The 16157-nt window shown below is 35.7% G+C and carries 14 protein-coding genes and 1 pseudogene; 6 read left to right on the top strand and 9 right to left on the bottom strand.

Annotation, left to right across the window (positions count from 1 at the left end; all coding sequences use genetic code 11):
* The first annotated feature begins 39 nt into the window (after positions 1-39).
* Both QOL71_RS16675 and QOL71_RS16670 read left to right on the top strand, forming a co-directional pair.
* Positions 40-1551, top strand: coding sequence for a carbon-nitrogen hydrolase family protein (locus QOL71_RS16675; RefSeq protein ID WP_283418028.1), 1512 nt, complete (start codon positions 40-42; stop codon positions 1549-1551).
* 66 nt (positions 1552-1617) lie between these two features.
* The gene (locus QOL71_RS16670; protein WP_283418027.1) at positions 1618-2412 is read left to right on the top strand and encodes a DUF4197 domain-containing protein; all 795 of its coding nucleotides are present in this window, start codon (positions 1618-1620) and stop codon (positions 2410-2412) included.
* Between the two features lie 65 nt (positions 2413-2477).
* Here the strand turns inward: QOL71_RS16670 and QOL71_RS16665 are convergent, their stop codons facing one another.
* On the bottom strand, positions 2478-3131 hold the full coding sequence (locus tag QOL71_RS16665; RefSeq protein WP_283418026.1) for a CoA transferase subunit B: 654 nt from the start codon (positions 3129-3131) through the stop codon (positions 2478-2480).
* Positions 3132-3249: 118 nt separating this feature from the next.
* On the opposite strand from QOL71_RS16665, the gene QOL71_RS16660 reads away from it, so the two are divergent.
* Together QOL71_RS16660 and QOL71_RS16655 are read left to right on the top strand one after the other, a co-directional pair.
* Complete coding sequence (locus QOL71_RS16660) at positions 3250-5052, top strand: ABC transporter ATP-binding protein (protein WP_283418025.1); 1803 nt, start codon at positions 3250-3252, stop codon at positions 5050-5052.
* Positions 5053-5101: 49 nt separating this feature from the next.
* Positions 5102-6070, top strand: coding sequence for a hypothetical protein (locus QOL71_RS16655; RefSeq protein WP_283418024.1), 969 nt, complete (start codon positions 5102-5104; stop codon positions 6068-6070).
* A gap of 102 nt (positions 6071-6172) precedes the next feature.
* On the opposite strand, the gene QOL71_RS16650 is transcribed toward QOL71_RS16655, so the two are convergent.
* Positions 6173-6871, bottom strand: a complete 699-nt coding sequence (locus QOL71_RS16650) for a CoA transferase subunit A (RefSeq protein ID WP_283418023.1) — start codon at positions 6869-6871, stop codon at positions 6173-6175.
* Positions 6872-7127: 256 nt separating this feature from the next.
* On the bottom strand, positions 7128-7523 hold the full coding sequence (locus tag QOL71_RS16645; RefSeq protein ID WP_283418022.1) for a hypothetical protein: 396 nt from the start codon (positions 7521-7523) through the stop codon (positions 7128-7130).
* Positions 7524-7666: 143 nt separating this feature from the next.
* Here QOL71_RS16645 and QOL71_RS16640 point away from each other — a divergent pair, with 143 nt between their 5' ends.
* On the top strand, positions 7667-7852 hold the full coding sequence (locus tag QOL71_RS16640) for a hypothetical protein (protein ID WP_283418021.1): 186 nt from the start codon (positions 7667-7669) through the stop codon (positions 7850-7852).
* A 55-nt stretch (positions 7853-7907) separates the two neighbouring features.
* Here QOL71_RS16640 and uvrA read toward each other — a convergent pair whose 3' ends face one another.
* Positions 7908-10736 (bottom strand): excinuclease ABC subunit UvrA, encoded by a 2829-nt coding sequence (gene uvrA, locus QOL71_RS16635; RefSeq protein WP_283418020.1) that lies wholly within the window; start codon positions 10734-10736, stop codon positions 7908-7910.
* Positions 10737-11017: 281 nt separating this feature from the next.
* Here uvrA and QOL71_RS16630 point away from each other — a divergent pair, with 281 nt between their 5' ends.
* Positions 11018-11812 (top strand): S1/P1 nuclease, encoded by a 795-nt coding sequence (locus tag QOL71_RS16630; protein ID WP_283418019.1) that lies wholly within the window; start codon positions 11018-11020, stop codon positions 11810-11812.
* A gap of 2 nt (positions 11813-11814) precedes the next feature.
* On the opposite strand, the gene QOL71_RS16625 is transcribed toward QOL71_RS16630, so the two are convergent.
* From QOL71_RS16625 to QOL71_RS16605, 5 genes and pseudogenes are all read right to left on the bottom strand, one after another.
* On the bottom strand, positions 11815-12303 hold the full coding sequence (locus QOL71_RS16625; protein WP_283418018.1) for a GNAT family N-acetyltransferase: 489 nt from the start codon (positions 12301-12303) through the stop codon (positions 11815-11817).
* Between the two features lie 13 nt (positions 12304-12316).
* Positions 12317-13234 (bottom strand): UbiA family prenyltransferase, encoded by a 918-nt coding sequence (locus QOL71_RS16620; RefSeq protein ID WP_283418017.1) that lies wholly within the window; start codon positions 13232-13234, stop codon positions 12317-12319.
* Between the two features lie 165 nt (positions 13235-13399).
* The gene (locus tag QOL71_RS16615) at positions 13400-14326 is read right to left on the bottom strand and encodes a mevalonate kinase family protein (protein WP_283418016.1); all 927 of its coding nucleotides are present in this window, start codon (positions 14324-14326) and stop codon (positions 13400-13402) included.
* 94 nt (positions 14327-14420) lie between these two features.
* Entirely contained in the window at positions 14421-15233 is an 813-nt protein-coding gene (locus QOL71_RS16610; protein WP_283418015.1) for an alpha/beta hydrolase, read from the bottom strand.
* 8 nt (positions 15234-15241) lie between these two features.
* A pseudogene (locus QOL71_RS16605) lies at positions 15242-16075 on the bottom strand (MFS transporter); the annotation flags it as partial.
* Positions 16076-16157: the final 82 nt, after the last annotated feature.

Raw genomic sequence — 16157 nt, 5'->3', positions numbered from 1 at the left:
TTGTAACTTTTGTGGTTAATCAATAAAAAAATATAGGTAATGCAGATAGAAATCAGAAAATTAAGCATTGACGATTACGACGAATTGACAGAAGCAATGCAGAAAGCCTATCCGGAGATTGATGACAATGTCTGGAGCAAGCGTAACATCCAGAAGCTGACTTCAATTTTCGCAGAAGGTCAGATCTGTATTTTAGTGGACGGAAAATTAGCCGCAGCGGCATTATCAATCATTGTTCAATACGAACTGTTCGGAGACCAGCATACTTATAACGAGATCACCGGCAATGAAACATTTAATACCCACAGCAACAACGCGAATGTTCTTTACGGAATCGAAGTTTTTGTCGACCCGGAATTCCGTGCGTTAAGATTAGGACGACGATTGTATGATGCCAGAAAAGAATTGTGCGAAATCCTTAATCTCAAATCCATCATCATTGGCGGAAGAATCCCGAATTACCATCTTTACAGCAAAGAATTATCACCAAGACAATATATAACCAAAGTCAGGAATAAGGAAATCTATGATCCGGTTCTGAGTTTCCAGATCGGGAATAATTTTTCGCCGGTCAAAATCCTGAAAGGTTATCTGAAAGGCGATTCTGAGTCGGAAGAATATGCAGTCCTTTTACAATGGAATAATATCTATTACACTGCAAAGAAGAACACGATGCAGGACAGTGTTATTCGCTTGGGATTAATTCAGTGGCAGATGCGGTCTTTGAAAAATCTGGAAGATTTCTATAAGCAAGTTGAATTTTTCGTGGACGCCGTTGCGGGTTATCAGTCGGATTTCTGTCTGTTTCCGGAGTTGTTCAACACGCCCTTACTGGCACCTTTCAATCATATGAATGAACGCGAATCGATGGAGAAACTGTCGGAATTAACGGAAGAAATCAAGGAAAAAATTTCAGAATTTGCCGTCAGTTATAATGTGAATATCATTTCCGGAAGTATGCCGATCCTGGAAGAAGAAAAGTTATATAACGTCAGCTATCTGCTTCACAGAGACGGAAAAATTGACGAGTACCGGAAAGTTCATATCACACCAAACGAACGCAAATATTACGGTATGACCGGCGGCAATGAAATCAAAGTTTTCGATACGGATTGCGGAAAAATCGGAATAGTTATTTGCTACGATGTAGAATTTCCGGAACTTCCAAGACTGCTGGCAGATCAGGGAATGAAAATATTATTCGTCCCTTATCTCACGGATACCCAAAATGCTTACATGCGCGTCCGTAACTGCGCCTCTGCAAGAGCTATTGAAAACGAATGTTACGTTGCCATTGCAGGCTGTGTCGGCAATCTGCCCGGTGTTAACAATATGGATATCCAGTTTGGGCAAGCAGCGGTTTTCACGCCTTCGGATTTTGCGTTCCCTTCCAACGCTATAAAAGGTGAAGCAACACCGAACACCGAGATGACCCTGATTGTGGATGTGGATCTCAACCTTTTGAAAGAACTACATCACAACGGATCGGTGAAAACAATGTCCGACAGAAGGCAGGATCTCTATGACGTAATTTTGAGGAATCAGAATTAATTAAATTTTAAATAAGTATTTAACATCAATTCAATTCGCTCATCTAATTTGATATAACAAAACCTAATGAAAAAGAATTATTTAATTATTGCGGGATTATTGCTTTCAACATTTACTCAAGCCCAGATTGGTGATGTTCTCAACAGCATCATCAAAGAGAAAACCGGCGTAGATCTTACAAAAACAAAGCCTACGAATTCCAGCTCAACCAATACAACAACTACATCGAATTCCAATATCAATCTTGGTAATCTGACTCAGACCGAAATTTCGTCAGGCTTGAAGCAAGCCTTGAATATTGGTGTCACTGAAGGTGTCAAAAAACTAGGCGTTACGGACGGCTTTTACAAAAATGACCTGGTGAAAATCCTGATGCCGGAAAAACTAAGAAAAATCGATACTACACTTAGAAGCCTGGGAATGGGAAGTCTGGCCGATCAAGGTATCAAGTTATTGAACAGAGCTGCGGAAGATGCCGTTACAGAAGCTACTCCGATTTTTGCCAATGCCATAACTTCAATGACGATTACGGATGCAAAAAATATTCTTCTCGGCAACAATACGGCTGCTACCAATTATTTGCAGACAAAAACTCAAAGCCAGCTGTTCACAGCATTCCAGCCAAAAGTCAAAGCTTCGCTTGGAAAAGTAGGCGCAGACACGGTTTGGAAAAATTTGATTTCGAAATATAATCTATTGACAGGTCAAGCCGTCACTACTGACCTGAATGAATATGTAACTACAGAAACCATCAATGGTGTTTTCAAAATGGTGGCAGAAAAAGAAACAGGAATCAGAAATAATTCGGCGCTCAGGACGACTTCGCTTTTGGAGAAAGTTTTTGGAGCAGTAAAGAAGTAAATATTTTATAAACCACAAAAGTCACAAAAGATATAGTAATTCTTTTGTGACTTTTGTGGTTAGAATTAGAATTGCATCTCCGGAATTTCGCCTTCAATAATCAAATTCGCTTCTGTGGCTTTCACAATATCTTCAACAGAAATTCCTGGTGCTCTTTCCAGAAGCTTGAAACCTTTATCCGTAACTTCCATAACCGCTAACTCTGTCACTACTTTTTTGACACAATTGACACCTGTTAATGGAAGCGTACATTTTTTTAGAATTTTCGATTCTCCGGCTTTGTTCACGTGCATCATTGCCACAATGATATTTTCTGCCGAAGCTACCAAATCCATTGCGCCGCCCATTCCTTTGACCATTTTACCAGGGATTTTCCAATTGGCAATATCACCGTTCTCAGAAACTTCCATTGCGCCCAAAATTGTCAAATCCACTTTTTGACTTCTAATCATTCCAAAACTGAAAGCAGAATCAAAGAAAGAACCTCCCGGAAGAATCGTAATCGTTTGCTTTCCTGCGTTGATGAGGTCTGCATCTTCTTCGCCTTCGAAAGGAAAAGGTCCCATTCCCAAGACACCGTTTTCACTCTGGAATTCTACCGAAATATCCTCCGGAACATAGTTGGCCACCAAAGTCGGAATCCCGATTCCAAGGTTGACATACATCCCGTCTTTCACTTCTTTTGATATGCGTTGTGCGATTTGTTCTTTTGTCAGCATAGTAAAAATTGTTGTTGCAATATATCAATATTTCATCTCATAGAAAAATGCTTTTTTGCCGATACAAATTATTATTAAAACTATCGGATTTATATCAGTAATTTTGCAGTCAACAATTATGAAAACATTATTACATTACCTTAAACCACACAAATGGCTGATCATTGCCTCGTTGGTTTTAGCCGCTATAAATCAGGTATTTTCATTATTTGCACCGGCAATTACAGGAAATATTCTTGACCAATTGGTAACACACCCACACTTTTTTGATAAAGAAAAGCTGATTCCCAGAAATCTGAATCAATTTCTTTACGGAACCGATATTTATCACGGTGCATTTTACTTTTTAGGATTGCTGATTGGAACTGCAATGGTCAGCAGAATTGCAAAAGCATTTCAGGATTACGCCGTGAATGTTATTACTCAAAAATTCGGGGCCAATATTTTTACGGATGGTTTGCAGCATTCTATGGCGTTGCCTTATCAGGAATTCGAAGACCAGAGAAGTGGCGAGACTTTATCGATTCTGACCAAAGTAAGAGAAGACTCAGTGAAGTTTATTACCAATTTCATTAATGTTTTTTTTGGGATTCTGGTAAGTATCATTTTCGTTTCAGTCTATGCAATTAGACTGCATTGGTCTATAATGCCGGTTTATATTGTCGGGATTTTTCTGATTGCATTTGTAACGAATCTTTTAAGTAAAAGAATCAAAAATATTCAGAAAACCATTGTTCTTGAAACTACAAGTCTTGCTGGAAGCACTACCGAAAGTTTAAGAAACATCGAGATTGTAAAAAGCTTAGGTTTGACCAAACAGGAAATCAACCGACTGAATAACAATACTTATAAAATCCTCGGACTGGAACTGAAGAAAGTAAAAAGTATCCGTTCATTGAGTTTCATTCAGGGAACGATGGTTAATTTTCTTCAACAATTGATTACTTTGACACTTTTATATTTGATTTTCAGAGATGTTGTAACGCCGGGACAATATTTGTCATTGATGTTTTATGGATTTTTCATTTTCGGTCCGATGCAGGAAATCGGAAATATCATCATTTCTTACCGTGAAGCCGAAGCATCATTGAAGAACTTTGATAATCTGATGAAAAAACCTGTGGAAGAAAAACCGCACACTCCGAAACAAATCGGTTCAATCAATGAGTTGGAGTTCAAGCACGTTTCTTTCAAACATCAATCCGCTCAATATAAAGCATTGAATAACATTTCATTTGATGTTAAAAATGGAGAAACGATTGCGTTTGTTGGTCCGAGTGGTTCCGGAAAAAGTACATTGGTAAAATTACTCGTTGGATTGTATCGACCTCAGGAAGGGAATATTTTCTACAATCAAATCAACGGGAAAGAATTTGACTTTGATGAATTGCGAAACCAAATCGGATTTGTAACGCAAGACACACAGCTTTTTGCAGGAACAATTAAAGAAAATCTACTTTTTGTCAATCCAAATGCCAGCGAAGAAGACATCCAACTCGCTTTGAAAAAATCCAGTACCAAATCGTTATTGGAACGTGCTGAAAAAGGCATAGAAACGGTTATCGGCGAAGGCGGACTGAAATTAAGTGGCGGTGAAAAACAGAGAATCGCAATCGCAAGAGCGTTACTCAGAAAACCTCATCTATTAATTTTTGATGAAGCAACTTCTGCTTTGGATAGTATTACCGAAGAAGAAATCACTTCAACCATCAAAGATATTTCACAACAAAAAGAACAAATTACAGTTCTAATTGCGCACAGGTTAAGTACGATTATGCACGCAGACCGAATTTATGTTTTGGAACGTGGACAAGTTATAGAAACCGGTTCACACGAAAACCTGATTGCGGAAAAAGGTTTGTATTATGCGATGTGGAGACAGCAGATTGGGGAGAGGAAATCGGTAGAAAATAGTATCTAAAAGCATAATCTTAATAGTTGAAAAAATATTAACTAGGAATTCAAAAAGTATGAAGCGAGATATCATAAATGAGATAAAAGAAATAAAAAGTAGAAATAATGATATTTACGAGGAGTTTTATCTCAAGATTAATCGTATTGAAAAAATCATTGAAGATTCACAAAAACTAAATGATGATTTTATACAAGCTGAAATTCTTCGATATTCTGTAATTAATATTGTAGCCTGCTCTGAAGCATTAAGTAGAAGCTTAGTTAAAGAATTAATTGACAATAATGAAAGTTGTTTTACTAATATAAAAAAAATAAATCAGTTTAATAATTTTAAAATTGATATAACAATTCTTACGGCATTTCAAACAAAGACTATAACTATTGGTGATTTAGTTGCACACGCACTTTCTTACAACAACTTTGAAGATATAACTTCAAACATTAATAATTTAAGAGACAGTGATATAATTGAAGAGCTCAAAAAATTTCAAAGAAAATATTTGTATGAAAGATTTAATGAAGTTCTTAATATTTTCAAAAACAATCCTAATGCGATAATTAAAAGTGTAAAAGAAATATTCAAATTAAGACATATTCTTTGCCACGAGTATGCTAATAATATTCATATAGATTATTCTGAGACAATTTACAATTTGGAAAACTTCAAAATTTTTCTTGAATGTTGTTTTGTTTCTGTTACTGAATATCTACAACCAAATTATCCTGAGACTCAATTTGAGATAAATCAAAATGCAAAAAACAATTTCGAAAAAATAGAAAAGGAATTTTTAGAATTGCTTGAAAAAATTACAAATAGTTTTGTTTCGCTTGACGGAAATGAATATATTGATAAATCGTTTTTTCTAAAAAGCATAAATGATTGGAAAAACTATGCTGAATATTTTGCAAGTTCAATGTCTGTAAAATTCATCGGTGGCTCGATGTATGACTTAATCTATTATTCAAATATGGAAGAAGTATACAAATCAAAAATTGAACTTTTGAAAAAATCATTTACATTGTAATTTACAAAACTCTCTGTAGTATAAATTTAAAAAATTATTAAGTAGATATATTTAGTAATAAAAGTTTTCAAAAAAAATACGCTGGAAAAACTCAGCGCATTTTTATATCTTCCTCACAGTCCTCTGCTCTATCCTTTTCTCATAATTCTCACCTTGGAAAATCCGTTGAACCATAATTCCGGGAATATGGATTTCGTTCGGGTCAAGTTGTCCTGGTTCTACCAATTCTTCCACTTCTGCAATGGTAATTTTTCCGGCTCCAGCCATTGGAAAATTAAAGTTACGAGCCGAACCTTTGAAAATCAAATTTCCAGCGTGGTCGCCTTTCCAGGCTTTTACGATGGAGAATTCAGCGTTGTAAGCGTGTTCCAAGATATGAGGTTTTCCGTTGAAATCTTTGACTTCTTTACCTTCGGCAACTTCAGTTCCGTAGCCTGCCGGCGTATAAAATGCCGGAATCCCGGCTTGTGCTGCTCTGCATTTTTCGGCCAATGTTCCTTGTGGCGTCAATTCTACTTCCAATTCTCCGGATAACATCTGTCTCTCAAATTCGGCGTTTTCTCCAACATAGGAAGAAACCATTTTCTTGATTTGTTTTTTTTGTAATAATAATCCCAAACCGAAATCATCAACGCCTGCGTTATTGGAAATGCAAGTCAGATTGTTTACATTTTTCTTTACCAATTCTGAAATACAATTCTCCGGAATCCCGCAAAGCCCGAATCCGCCAAGCATTATCGTCATTCCATTTTGTATATCTTTTACCGCTTCCTGAGCGTTTTTAACCCTTTTATCAATCATAAAACTGAGTTTTCTTTTGTTCAATTTGTTGGTTTATAAATATAGAAAAATCCCTTTATTAGAAGAAAGAAAATAGAGAAAAGATTATTTCTTTTGAAAAGGCTTCGACTCCGCTCAGCCTGACAATGTATTAGTAAGATTTGTAGTATTAAATTTGTCACACTGAGCGAAGTCGAAGTGTTTATGATATAAAATTTACACCACAAAAAAAGCCACACACCAAAATGTATGACTTTTCACTAACAATTTTAAACTTTTATCGGTTGTCTATGGTAACGCTCACAGGCATTACATAAGATGATGCCACCATTTTCTGGCTCATTTTCTCCATATCTACTTTGTAGATAATGTGTGACAACACATTTTCGATTTCTTTGCTTACGTTTTTGCAGTCACCATTAGCGTGAACATTAGTGATTTTTCCATCTTCTGAAAGACTGAACCTAACATCGGAATTCACCACGCCTTCTTTATAATCCTGGTTGGTAAAATCGAAATTATCTTTCAACAATTTCCTTAACTCTCCGAACCCGTCTCCGGAATTGATGAAAACTTCCTGTATTTTGTTGTCTGTAGCTTGAGCTCTTACTAAGTTTAGCGTTCCTAAAAATCCAAACAAAAATATTGATAACGCTAGCATTTTCTTTTTCATAATCAATTGATTTTAAGTTATTACTTATCTAATGTTACGACAAAGTTACATAAAATTTATATTTAGTTAATATTAAATTAACATTGAAAGTGAAAATTTAATATTGAAAAAGAAAAAAGGATCTTGAAATTTCAAAATCCTTGATGTTTATTTATTTGTTTTGTCCAGGAGCGAAAGGTTTAGCAGATTTGGTTCCAAAGACTTTTTTGGCTTGTCCCGGTGGCATTGGTTTGAGTGCCGAACGGTTTGAGGGATGCGGTGGTCTTGGAGGTCGTGGTGGCGCAGCACATTCTATAAAACTTAAAGAAAAAACAACTATCGCCAGATAAATTCTAATATATTTCATAACAGATTTTATATACAGAATCACAAATTTGATACCAACTACAATTCCTTCTTCAAAAATTTAGCCGTCAAACTCTTCTTAGATTTAATTACTTCTTCCGGCGTTCCTTCTGCAATAATTTGTCCGCCGTGCATTCCGCCTTCCGGTCCAACATCGATAATATGGTCAGCAAGCTTGATTACATCCATATTATGTTCGATAATGATGAATGAATTTCCTAATTCCACCAATTGCGTAATCGCTTCCATCAGGATTTTCACATCTTCGAAATGTAGTCCTGTGGTTGGTTCATCTAAAATATACAATGTATTTCCTGTCTGTTTTTTCGACAATTCAGTTGCCAGTTTCACACGCTGTGCTTCACCTCCACTTAATGTGGTCGATTGTTGGCCAATTGTGATATAACCCAAACCAACATCTTTCAAAGTCTTGACTTTGTTAAATATTTTCGGAATCGGCTGGAAAAATTCTACCGCTTCATTAATCGTCATATCGAGAACATCGGAAATTGATTTTCCTTTGTAGCGGACTTCCAGCGTTTCGCGGTTAAAGCGTTTACCGTGGCAGGTTTCGCAATGAACATAAACATCCGGAAGGAAATTCATTTCAATCACTTTCAAACCGCCCCCCTGACAGGTTTCGCATCTTCCCCCTTTGACATTGAAAGAAAACCGACCGGCTTTGTAACCACGGATTTTACTTTCCGGTAATTCAGCGAAAAGATTTCTGATATCGGTAAACATTCCTGTGTAAGTCGCCGGGTTGGAACGTGGTGTTCTTCCAATCGGACTTTGGTCAACATCTACAATTTTGTCGATATTGTCAATGCCTTCGATACTTTTATAAGGTAATGGTTCCTGAATGGCACGGTAAAAATGACGGTTCAGAATCGGGTATAAAGTTCCGTTAATCAAAGATGATTTTCCACTTCCCGAAATCCCTGAAATAACGACCAATTTCCCCAGTGGAATCTCAAGCGTTACATTTTTAAGGTTATTTCCCGTTGCACCTTTCAGAACGATTGATTTTCCGTTTCCTTTTCTGCGCTCAGAAGGAATTTCGATTTTACGTTTTCCAGTGATATAATCAGCCGTGATGGTATTGGCTTTGGTAATATCTTTTGGATTGCCCTGCCAAAGAATTTCCCCACCGAATTTCCCCGCTTTGGGACCAATATCCAGAACGTGATCAGCTTCCATAATCATATCTTTGTCGTGTTCTACAACTAAAACCGAATTTCCGATATCACGTAATTCTTTCAGAGACTTAATCAATCTTTCGTTATCACGCTGATGAAGACCAATTGAAGGTTCATCCAAAATGTAAAGAACATTCACCAATTGAGAACCAATTTGAGTTGCCAGACGAATCCTCTGAGATTCTCCTCCGGAAAGTGTCCTAGAACTTCTGCTGAGACTCAGATAATCCAAACCGACATCTAAAAGGAATTGTAATCTGGTTTCGATTTCTTTTAGAATTTCGTGCGCAATCAGTTTATTTTTATCACTGAATTTATCTTTGACTTCCGCCAACCATTCTTTGAAATCGAGCAAAGACAATCCGTTGACTTCCGCAATATTTTTTCCATCGATTTTAAAACTCAGACTTTCCTGACGAAGACGTGCGCCTTTACAGGTCGGGCAAGTTTCTTCAGTGGTGAAATTTCTTTCCACTAAAACCGCATCATAGTTTTCTCTTTCTTCAACAATATCTTCAAGGATTTTGACCAAACCTTCGAAGTTGATTTTGATTTTTTTTGAGATTCCGGCATGTTTCAGTTCTTTTGTAATATCACTGCTATAACCGTAATAGATATATTCCAAAGCTTCTTTCGGAATATCTTTGAAAGGTGTCGTCAAACCTAAATCAAAAACTTCCAGAATAGATTTGATCTGAGATAAAATCCATTTGTTGGATTTAAGCTGTTCCAAAGGTAACAATGCCCCTTGGTTGATTGACAATTTATCGTTTTCGACGAAATAGTCCGTATTGACTTTTTTAATCGTTCCAAGACCTTTGCAAGTCTCACAATGCCCTTTCGGAGAATTAAAAGAAAAAGTATTCGGCTCTGGCAAAGCCAAGGAATCTCCTGTGGAATCGTCCATCAGATTCTTACTGAAAAAGTGAACTTCATCCTGCCCCATTTCCTGGATTGCGATAATTCCTTCTCCCATTTCCAAAGCCGTTTTCAGCGATTTTGACATTCTGGCTTCAGAAGCATTTTCGCCGATAATCCAGCGGTCAATCACCACTTCGATGTCGTGCGTTTTGTAACGATCAAGTTTCAAATCGTATTCGATGTCTTGTAAAACACCATCAATTCTAGCTTGTGAATAACCTTTTTTGGAAAGATGAATGAACAATTCGTGGTAATGTCCTTTTCTGGAACGCACAACCGGAGCCAGCAAATACACTTTTTTCCCTTTGAAGCTATCTTTGATCGTTTCCAGAATTTGCTCTTCGGTATAACTTACCAACTTTTTCCCAGACGATAACGAATAAGCATCTGAAACCCTTGCAAACAAAAGTCTCAGGAAGTCATATAACTCCGTAATGGTTCCAACGGTTGAACGTGGATTTTTGTTCGTCGTTTTTTGTTCGATGGCAATAACCGGCGACAAGCCTTCGATTTTATCAACATCCGGACGTTCCAATCCGCCCAAAAACTGTCTTGCGTAAGCCGAAAACGTTTCGATATAACGGCGTTGTCCTTCAGCAAAAATTGTATCAAAAGCCAAAGAGGATTTTCCACTTCCGGAAAGCCCTGTGATAACAACCAATTCGTTTCTTGGAATTTTTACGGATATATTCTTGAGATTGTGTTCTCTAGCACCGTAAACTTCGATAAAGTCCTGATTATCTTTCATTGAAAAGTCTCATTCTGGGAAAACGCAAAATTACGGAAATTAACTTGTTTTTTAATCATCAGATTGAGTTTAATTAATCATTGCAAAGACGCAAGATTTTGATAATTAATCTTAATTTAAAAGTCGCAAAGTTTGATTTTGCGACTTTTAACAACATTATAAATTAATTTATCTGCGTCTTTGCGATAAAAATCAATCACAAGTTTAATAATATTTAACACTGTTTTTTAGAAGAAAAAAGTTGAGCTAAAACTATCTTTGCAACTTGAAATTAATTAAAAATGAAAAATATTTTATCCAGATTTGTGCTCACTGTTTTTATATTATCTTCGTTCTATTGCTTTGCATGGGGATTAACAGGGCATCGTGTAGTGGCAGAAATTGCGCAACATCATTTAAGTTCAAGAGCGGAAAGAAAAATCAGGAAGCTTCTGGAAAACGAAAAGCTGGCTTACTATGCCAACTGGCCGGATTTTATCAAATCTGACACGACCGGCGTTTGGAAGGAAACATCTGCATGGCATTATGTTAACGTGAATCCTCAAAAGAATTTTACCCAATTCAAGGATACATTATCTATTCAAAAAGCACCGAATATCTATACTCAGATCAGAATCTTATCAGACAAAATCAAAGATAAGAACGCTTCTGATACTGATAAAAAAACAGCCTTGATTTTCTTAGTCCATTTAATCGGTGATTTACATCAGCCTTTGCATGTTGGAAGATATTCTGACTTAGGCGGAAACAAAATCAATGTGACTTATTTCGGACAGAAAACCAACCTGCATTCGGTTTGGGATTCTAAACTGGTTGAGGACCAAAAGTATTCTTACACTGAGTTTGCCAACCTTCTGGACATTAAATCCAAAGATGAAGTCAAGCAAATCCAGAGCGGAACTCTGGAAGATTGGTTGTATGACAGTCACAAAATTGCCAATTCAATTTATTATCAAACGCCGAATGACGCAGTATTAAGTTATGATTACAATTATCGTTTTGAACCCACTATTGAGAGACAATTGCTGTATGGTGGATTAAGATTAGCAAAAGTTCTGAATGATATTTTCGGATAGAATTAATTCAATTTTTTAATCATCCAAAGATTGCAACCAGAATGTCCTGAATTTCCCAAAGCTTTTTCCAAATACTGAAATCCTTGTTTTTCGTAAATGGAAACAGCTTTGCTGAATTCCGGCAAACTTTCCAAATAAACTTGTTGATAGCCTAATTCTTTCGCCTTATCAAAGCATTTTTCCATTAATAACTTTCCGATTCCTTTTCCTCTGGCTTCTTTTGTAAGATAAAACTTGACTAGTTCTGTTGTATTTTCAGGAAGATTTTCTGTTGGAAAAATACCGCAACACCCTAAAATAACACCATTCTCTTCCGCAACAAACAATGCAGATCTTTCAGTTTGAAATAGAGAGAACAAGTCATCTGTCGTTGGATCTGTGTAAACCGTTCCGCAAGTCGCCTTAACATCAAAATCGTGGAAACTGGTTCTGATAATTTTTGCTAGTATTTCGTTATCTTCCCGCTTGTTTTTTCTAATTGTTACTGACATTTTTGAATTTATTTTAAATGAGCCAAGGATATTTGTGGAAAATACCATCAAATAACATTGCTAAAATCCCAAAGAAAATCCATAATCTAAGAAGATTCAGGGATTTGAATTTATCATTTTTCTGATTTCGGAACAACATAAAAACGGTTCCAATAATGACCAATGTTGTTGCTAAAAAATACCAGGCCATTATATTTTTGAACCCGATTCCTATACTTAGAATGACGGAAACTGCTAATGTAATTATCAAAAGAATTAAAAGGATTGACCTTGTATTCTGATATCCCAATCTGTTCGCAAGTGTGTCATAACCGAACATTTTGTCTGCGTTCTTTGTCAGTGTATCTTTCGTAACATCGATAATAAACAACATCAGAAAAAGGAAAATGGCCAGAAACAAAATCTTAAGTGAAAATGTCTGGTAATAAATCAACATTCCGAAGAACGGATAAAGTGTTAACGATACAAAAGTAAAATTGTTAAGAACGATAATTTTGCTGAGTTTATGACTGTAAAACCACATTAGAAACTGATATATCAGAAAGAAAATAAAAACTCTGTGTGATACAAAAAATGCCAATCCAAGCGATAATGCGTTGAGAACGACATAAGCTGTCAGGAAATATTTTTCTTTCAAAAAGTTTTGTAATCTGGAACGAAAAGGCTTTGTAACCTGGTCTTTTTCTTTATCATAAAACCGATTGATAATTCCGCCAGCTAAGATGCTGAGAACAGAACAAATGATAATGGAGTGAACTTTGTAATCGAAAACAAAATTTCTGAAACTTTCTTCCCTATTAAATAGGAAAAACGTGGAAACATAAAGCGCAAAAGTAAGCAGAACCGCCACAAAAAAACGAGCACCCAAAAGAAAACCCATCAACTGAGAAATACGGTAAAGAGCATTTCGTGAAGTCGGTTTTGCTACCATTTTTTTAGTTTAAATAAATATCTTGGCTAGAAACTCTGAATTTAAACACAAGGCTCACAAAGTTTTTTAATTTATGTTTTAAGGTCACAAAGATTTGACTTCGTCAAATTTCGAATGCAAATAATTGTGTGCTTTGTGAGAACTTTGTGACTTTTGTGGTTCAGACTAAAATCTGTAAATCACTTCTTTGTGGAATCCCTCCAGCATCTCTTCCGCTTTTGCATAATCTTTCGCAAAACCAAGGATATAACCTCCGCCCCCACTTCCGCACAGCTTCAGGTAATAAGCGTTTGAATCGAGACCTTTTTTCCAAACATTGAAAAGATTTTCCGGGATCATCGGGCGGAAATGTTCGTATGCCCAAACCGATAATTTCTTCAGATTACGGAAAAACGGATTCATATCTTTTTTCAGGAAAGCGTCAATACAAGCATTATTATAACGGATGAATTCTTCTTTCAAAGTTTTGCGGAAACCTTCATTCTTCAACTTCTCAAAGAAGATCTGGATCATTGGTCCGGTTTCTCCCGTCATTCCGGAATCGATCAAGAAAATAGCGCCTTTGCCCAATTCTTCTTTCGGGATAGAAACTTTGTCCACGCTTTCTTTGCTTTCTATCAGAATCGGAAGGTTCATAAAACAAATCAACGGGTCGATTCCTGAACTTTTTCCATGGAAATAACTTTCCAATTGTCCAAAAATAACTTTCAGGTCTTTCAGCTCATCTTTTGAAATCGTTTCAGGATTTTTTTTGATAAAAGAATATTTTTCGAAAATCGCAGCTACCAAAGCGCCAGAACTTCCAACGCCGTAACCTTGCGGAATATTAGAATCGAAGAACAAACCTTTTGCAATATCTGATTGGAACGATTTAACATCCAGCTGATAGTCGGAAGGTAATTCTAAATCTGAAAGATAATTGGAATATTTTTCCAGAGATTGATTAGATTTTTTTTCAAAATCGTTATCCAGATCTGAGAATTTCAAGGTTCCTTTATAAAAACTGTAAGGTAAAGTAAGTCCCTGAGAATCCTCAATGATGCCGTACTCACCGAACAAAAGAATTTTTGCGTAAAATAAAGGGTTGTTCATATCGTGTTTTGATATTGCAAATTTACAAAATATTTTCTTTCAAAAATTATCAATTTTAATACCGAAAATTTAAATTTTTATTAATTAATCAAAATTAATCTTTTGGAGGAAATAATTTCAGGAAACCTTCGTAAACACTTTTATGCAAAATGGTCGCGTGGTCATCGTCGGTCATTAATTTATATTCTAATTTTAAATTCTTTTTTCCGGAATTTTTAAGAATCTGATATAATCCGTCCGCTTCTTTTACCATCATCGGATGTTCCTGCTTCCCGACAGAAATATAAACGAATCGCTCGTCATCTTTCTGTTGAGAAATCAATTTTGCTGCATTATTATAAAGACTTTCGTCATCCCACCAAAGACTTGGACTGATGATGAAATAATGTGTGAAAAGCTGTGGTTTATTTAGCAAAATCTCTGTTGCAACCAGTCCGCCTAATGATTGTCCAATAATATACTTCGTTTTATCCGTCTTATAATTTTTATTGATGTAAGGCTGTAATTCTTCTTCAACAAACTGAATGAATTTATCCGAATGTCCCGTCGTAGGATAATCTTTTTGCAGATCCTTCAAATCTGTATGAAAAGTAAAATCTCTTTTCCTGTCAACATTCTCAATCCCGACAATAATAAAATTGGGCATATTGAATGACAAATTAAAAAACTGCTGAAGTCCGACCAAATGAAGAAAATCTTCGTTCATACTTCCGTCCAGGATATACATCACAGGATAGGATTTGGTCTTATCATAATCCTGTGGAATATAGATGTTCAGGATTCTTTTTTCTTTCAGAACCTTAGAAGTCAATGTTACTTTTTGTCCGATTTTCAAATCCTCAACGATTGGTTTTTGGGCATTTAAAATCGAAAAAAGAAATAAAAATGCGAAGCTTAATACTTTCAAAACAATGACTAATTAATATTGATTTTCGCCTTTACAAATCTAATAAGAATTGCACCTACAATAAAGAAAGCCGACATTGCAATAAAAGCATATTGCATATTTCCAAACTTCTGTATAAAAACACTGAATATTAACATTCCAAAGATAATTGCAATTTTTTCTAACACATCATAAAAGCTGAAATAGGTTGTATTTTCCATAGAATCTACCGGTAATAATTTAGAGTACGTCGATCTTGACATTGCCTGCAAACCACCCATTACCAAACCTATCAAACCTGCCAAACCGTAGAACTGATATTGGAGATTAGGATTTTCTTTATTAAGAGAAAAGGCAGATAAACAACAAACAACCCAAATAATTACAGAAATAGTAATAACATTTTTGTTTCCTATTTTCTTTGATAACTTCGAGAACAGAAAAGCTCCAAAAATTGCAATAACTTGGATTACAAGAATTGTTATGATTAATTTATATTTTTCATCACTTTTTGGGAAAACAACATTACTACCAAAAGGTGTCGCCATTAGAAAAATGGTCTGCATACCAATGCTGTAAAAGAAAAAACTGGAAAGAAAAAATTTTAGATTTTTATCTCCAAAAAGTTTATTACCTACCTTAAATAATTCTTTAAAGCTCTCTTTAGCAATATCTACATAAAAACTTACATTATCTTTAAATACTTCCCAAAATCCACCGTGCTCTGCGTGTTTTTTGAAAATATTCTTATAATTGAGAAGAACCAAATCCTTTGGTAAATTTTCTTTAACATTTCCAAACTGTGGCAAATGTTTAAAAGTATATTGAGAAAAACCAAACCACCAAGCTCCTGTTGAACTAAACCTTCGGTAGCTTTCCCAATCGCATAAATCAGTTACTTTGTAAAGTTAATTAAAAAATCAATAGAATGGCTACAAAAAAAAG

Origin of the sequence: Epilithonimonas pallida (genome assembly GCF_900182975.1) — a bacterium.
Classification (GTDB): Bacteria; Bacteroidota; Bacteroidia; order Flavobacteriales; family Weeksellaceae; genus Epilithonimonas; species Epilithonimonas pallida.
This window is presented reverse-complemented; position numbering and strand designations above follow the sequence as displayed.

What these genes read in the sequence shown, in the direction of transcription:
- QOL71_RS16675 (WP_283418028.1), top strand. Translation starts at nt 40, where the DNA reads ATGCAGATAGAAATCAGAAAATTAAGCATTGACGATTACGACGAATTG.
- QOL71_RS16670 (WP_283418027.1), top strand. Translation starts at nt 1,618, where the DNA reads ATGAAAAAGAATTATTTAATTATTGCGGGATTATTGCTTTCAACATTT.
- QOL71_RS16665 (WP_283418026.1), bottom strand. Translation starts at nt 3,131, where the DNA reads ATGCTGACAAAAGAACAAATCGCACAACGCATATCAAAAGAAGTGAAA.
- QOL71_RS16660 (WP_283418025.1), top strand. Translation starts at nt 3,250, where the DNA reads ATGAAAACATTATTACATTACCTTAAACCACACAAATGGCTGATCATT.
- QOL71_RS16655 (WP_283418024.1), top strand. Translation starts at nt 5,102, where the DNA reads ATGAAGCGAGATATCATAAATGAGATAAAAGAAATAAAAAGTAGAAAT.
- QOL71_RS16650 (WP_283418023.1), bottom strand. Translation starts at nt 6,871, where the DNA reads ATGATTGATAAAAGGGTTAAAAACGCTCAGGAAGCGGTAAAAGATATA.
- QOL71_RS16645 (WP_283418022.1), bottom strand. Translation starts at nt 7,523, where the DNA reads ATGAAAAAGAAAATGCTAGCGTTATCAATATTTTTGTTTGGATTTTTA.
- QOL71_RS16640 (WP_283418021.1), top strand. Translation starts at nt 7,667, where the DNA reads ATGTTTATTTATTTGTTTTGTCCAGGAGCGAAAGGTTTAGCAGATTTG.
- uvrA (WP_283418020.1), bottom strand. Translation starts at nt 10,736, where the DNA reads ATGAAAGATAATCAGGACTTTATCGAAGTTTACGGTGCTAGAGAACAC.
- QOL71_RS16630 (WP_283418019.1), top strand. Translation starts at nt 11,018, where the DNA reads ATGAAAAATATTTTATCCAGATTTGTGCTCACTGTTTTTATATTATCT.
- QOL71_RS16625 (WP_283418018.1), bottom strand. Translation starts at nt 12,303, where the DNA reads ATGTCAGTAACAATTAGAAAAAACAAGCGGGAAGATAACGAAATACTA.
- QOL71_RS16620 (WP_283418017.1), bottom strand. Translation starts at nt 13,234, where the DNA reads ATGGTAGCAAAACCGACTTCACGAAATGCTCTTTACCGTATTTCTCAG.
- QOL71_RS16615 (WP_283418016.1), bottom strand. Translation starts at nt 14,326, where the DNA reads ATGAACAACCCTTTATTTTACGCAAAAATTCTTTTGTTCGGTGAGTAC.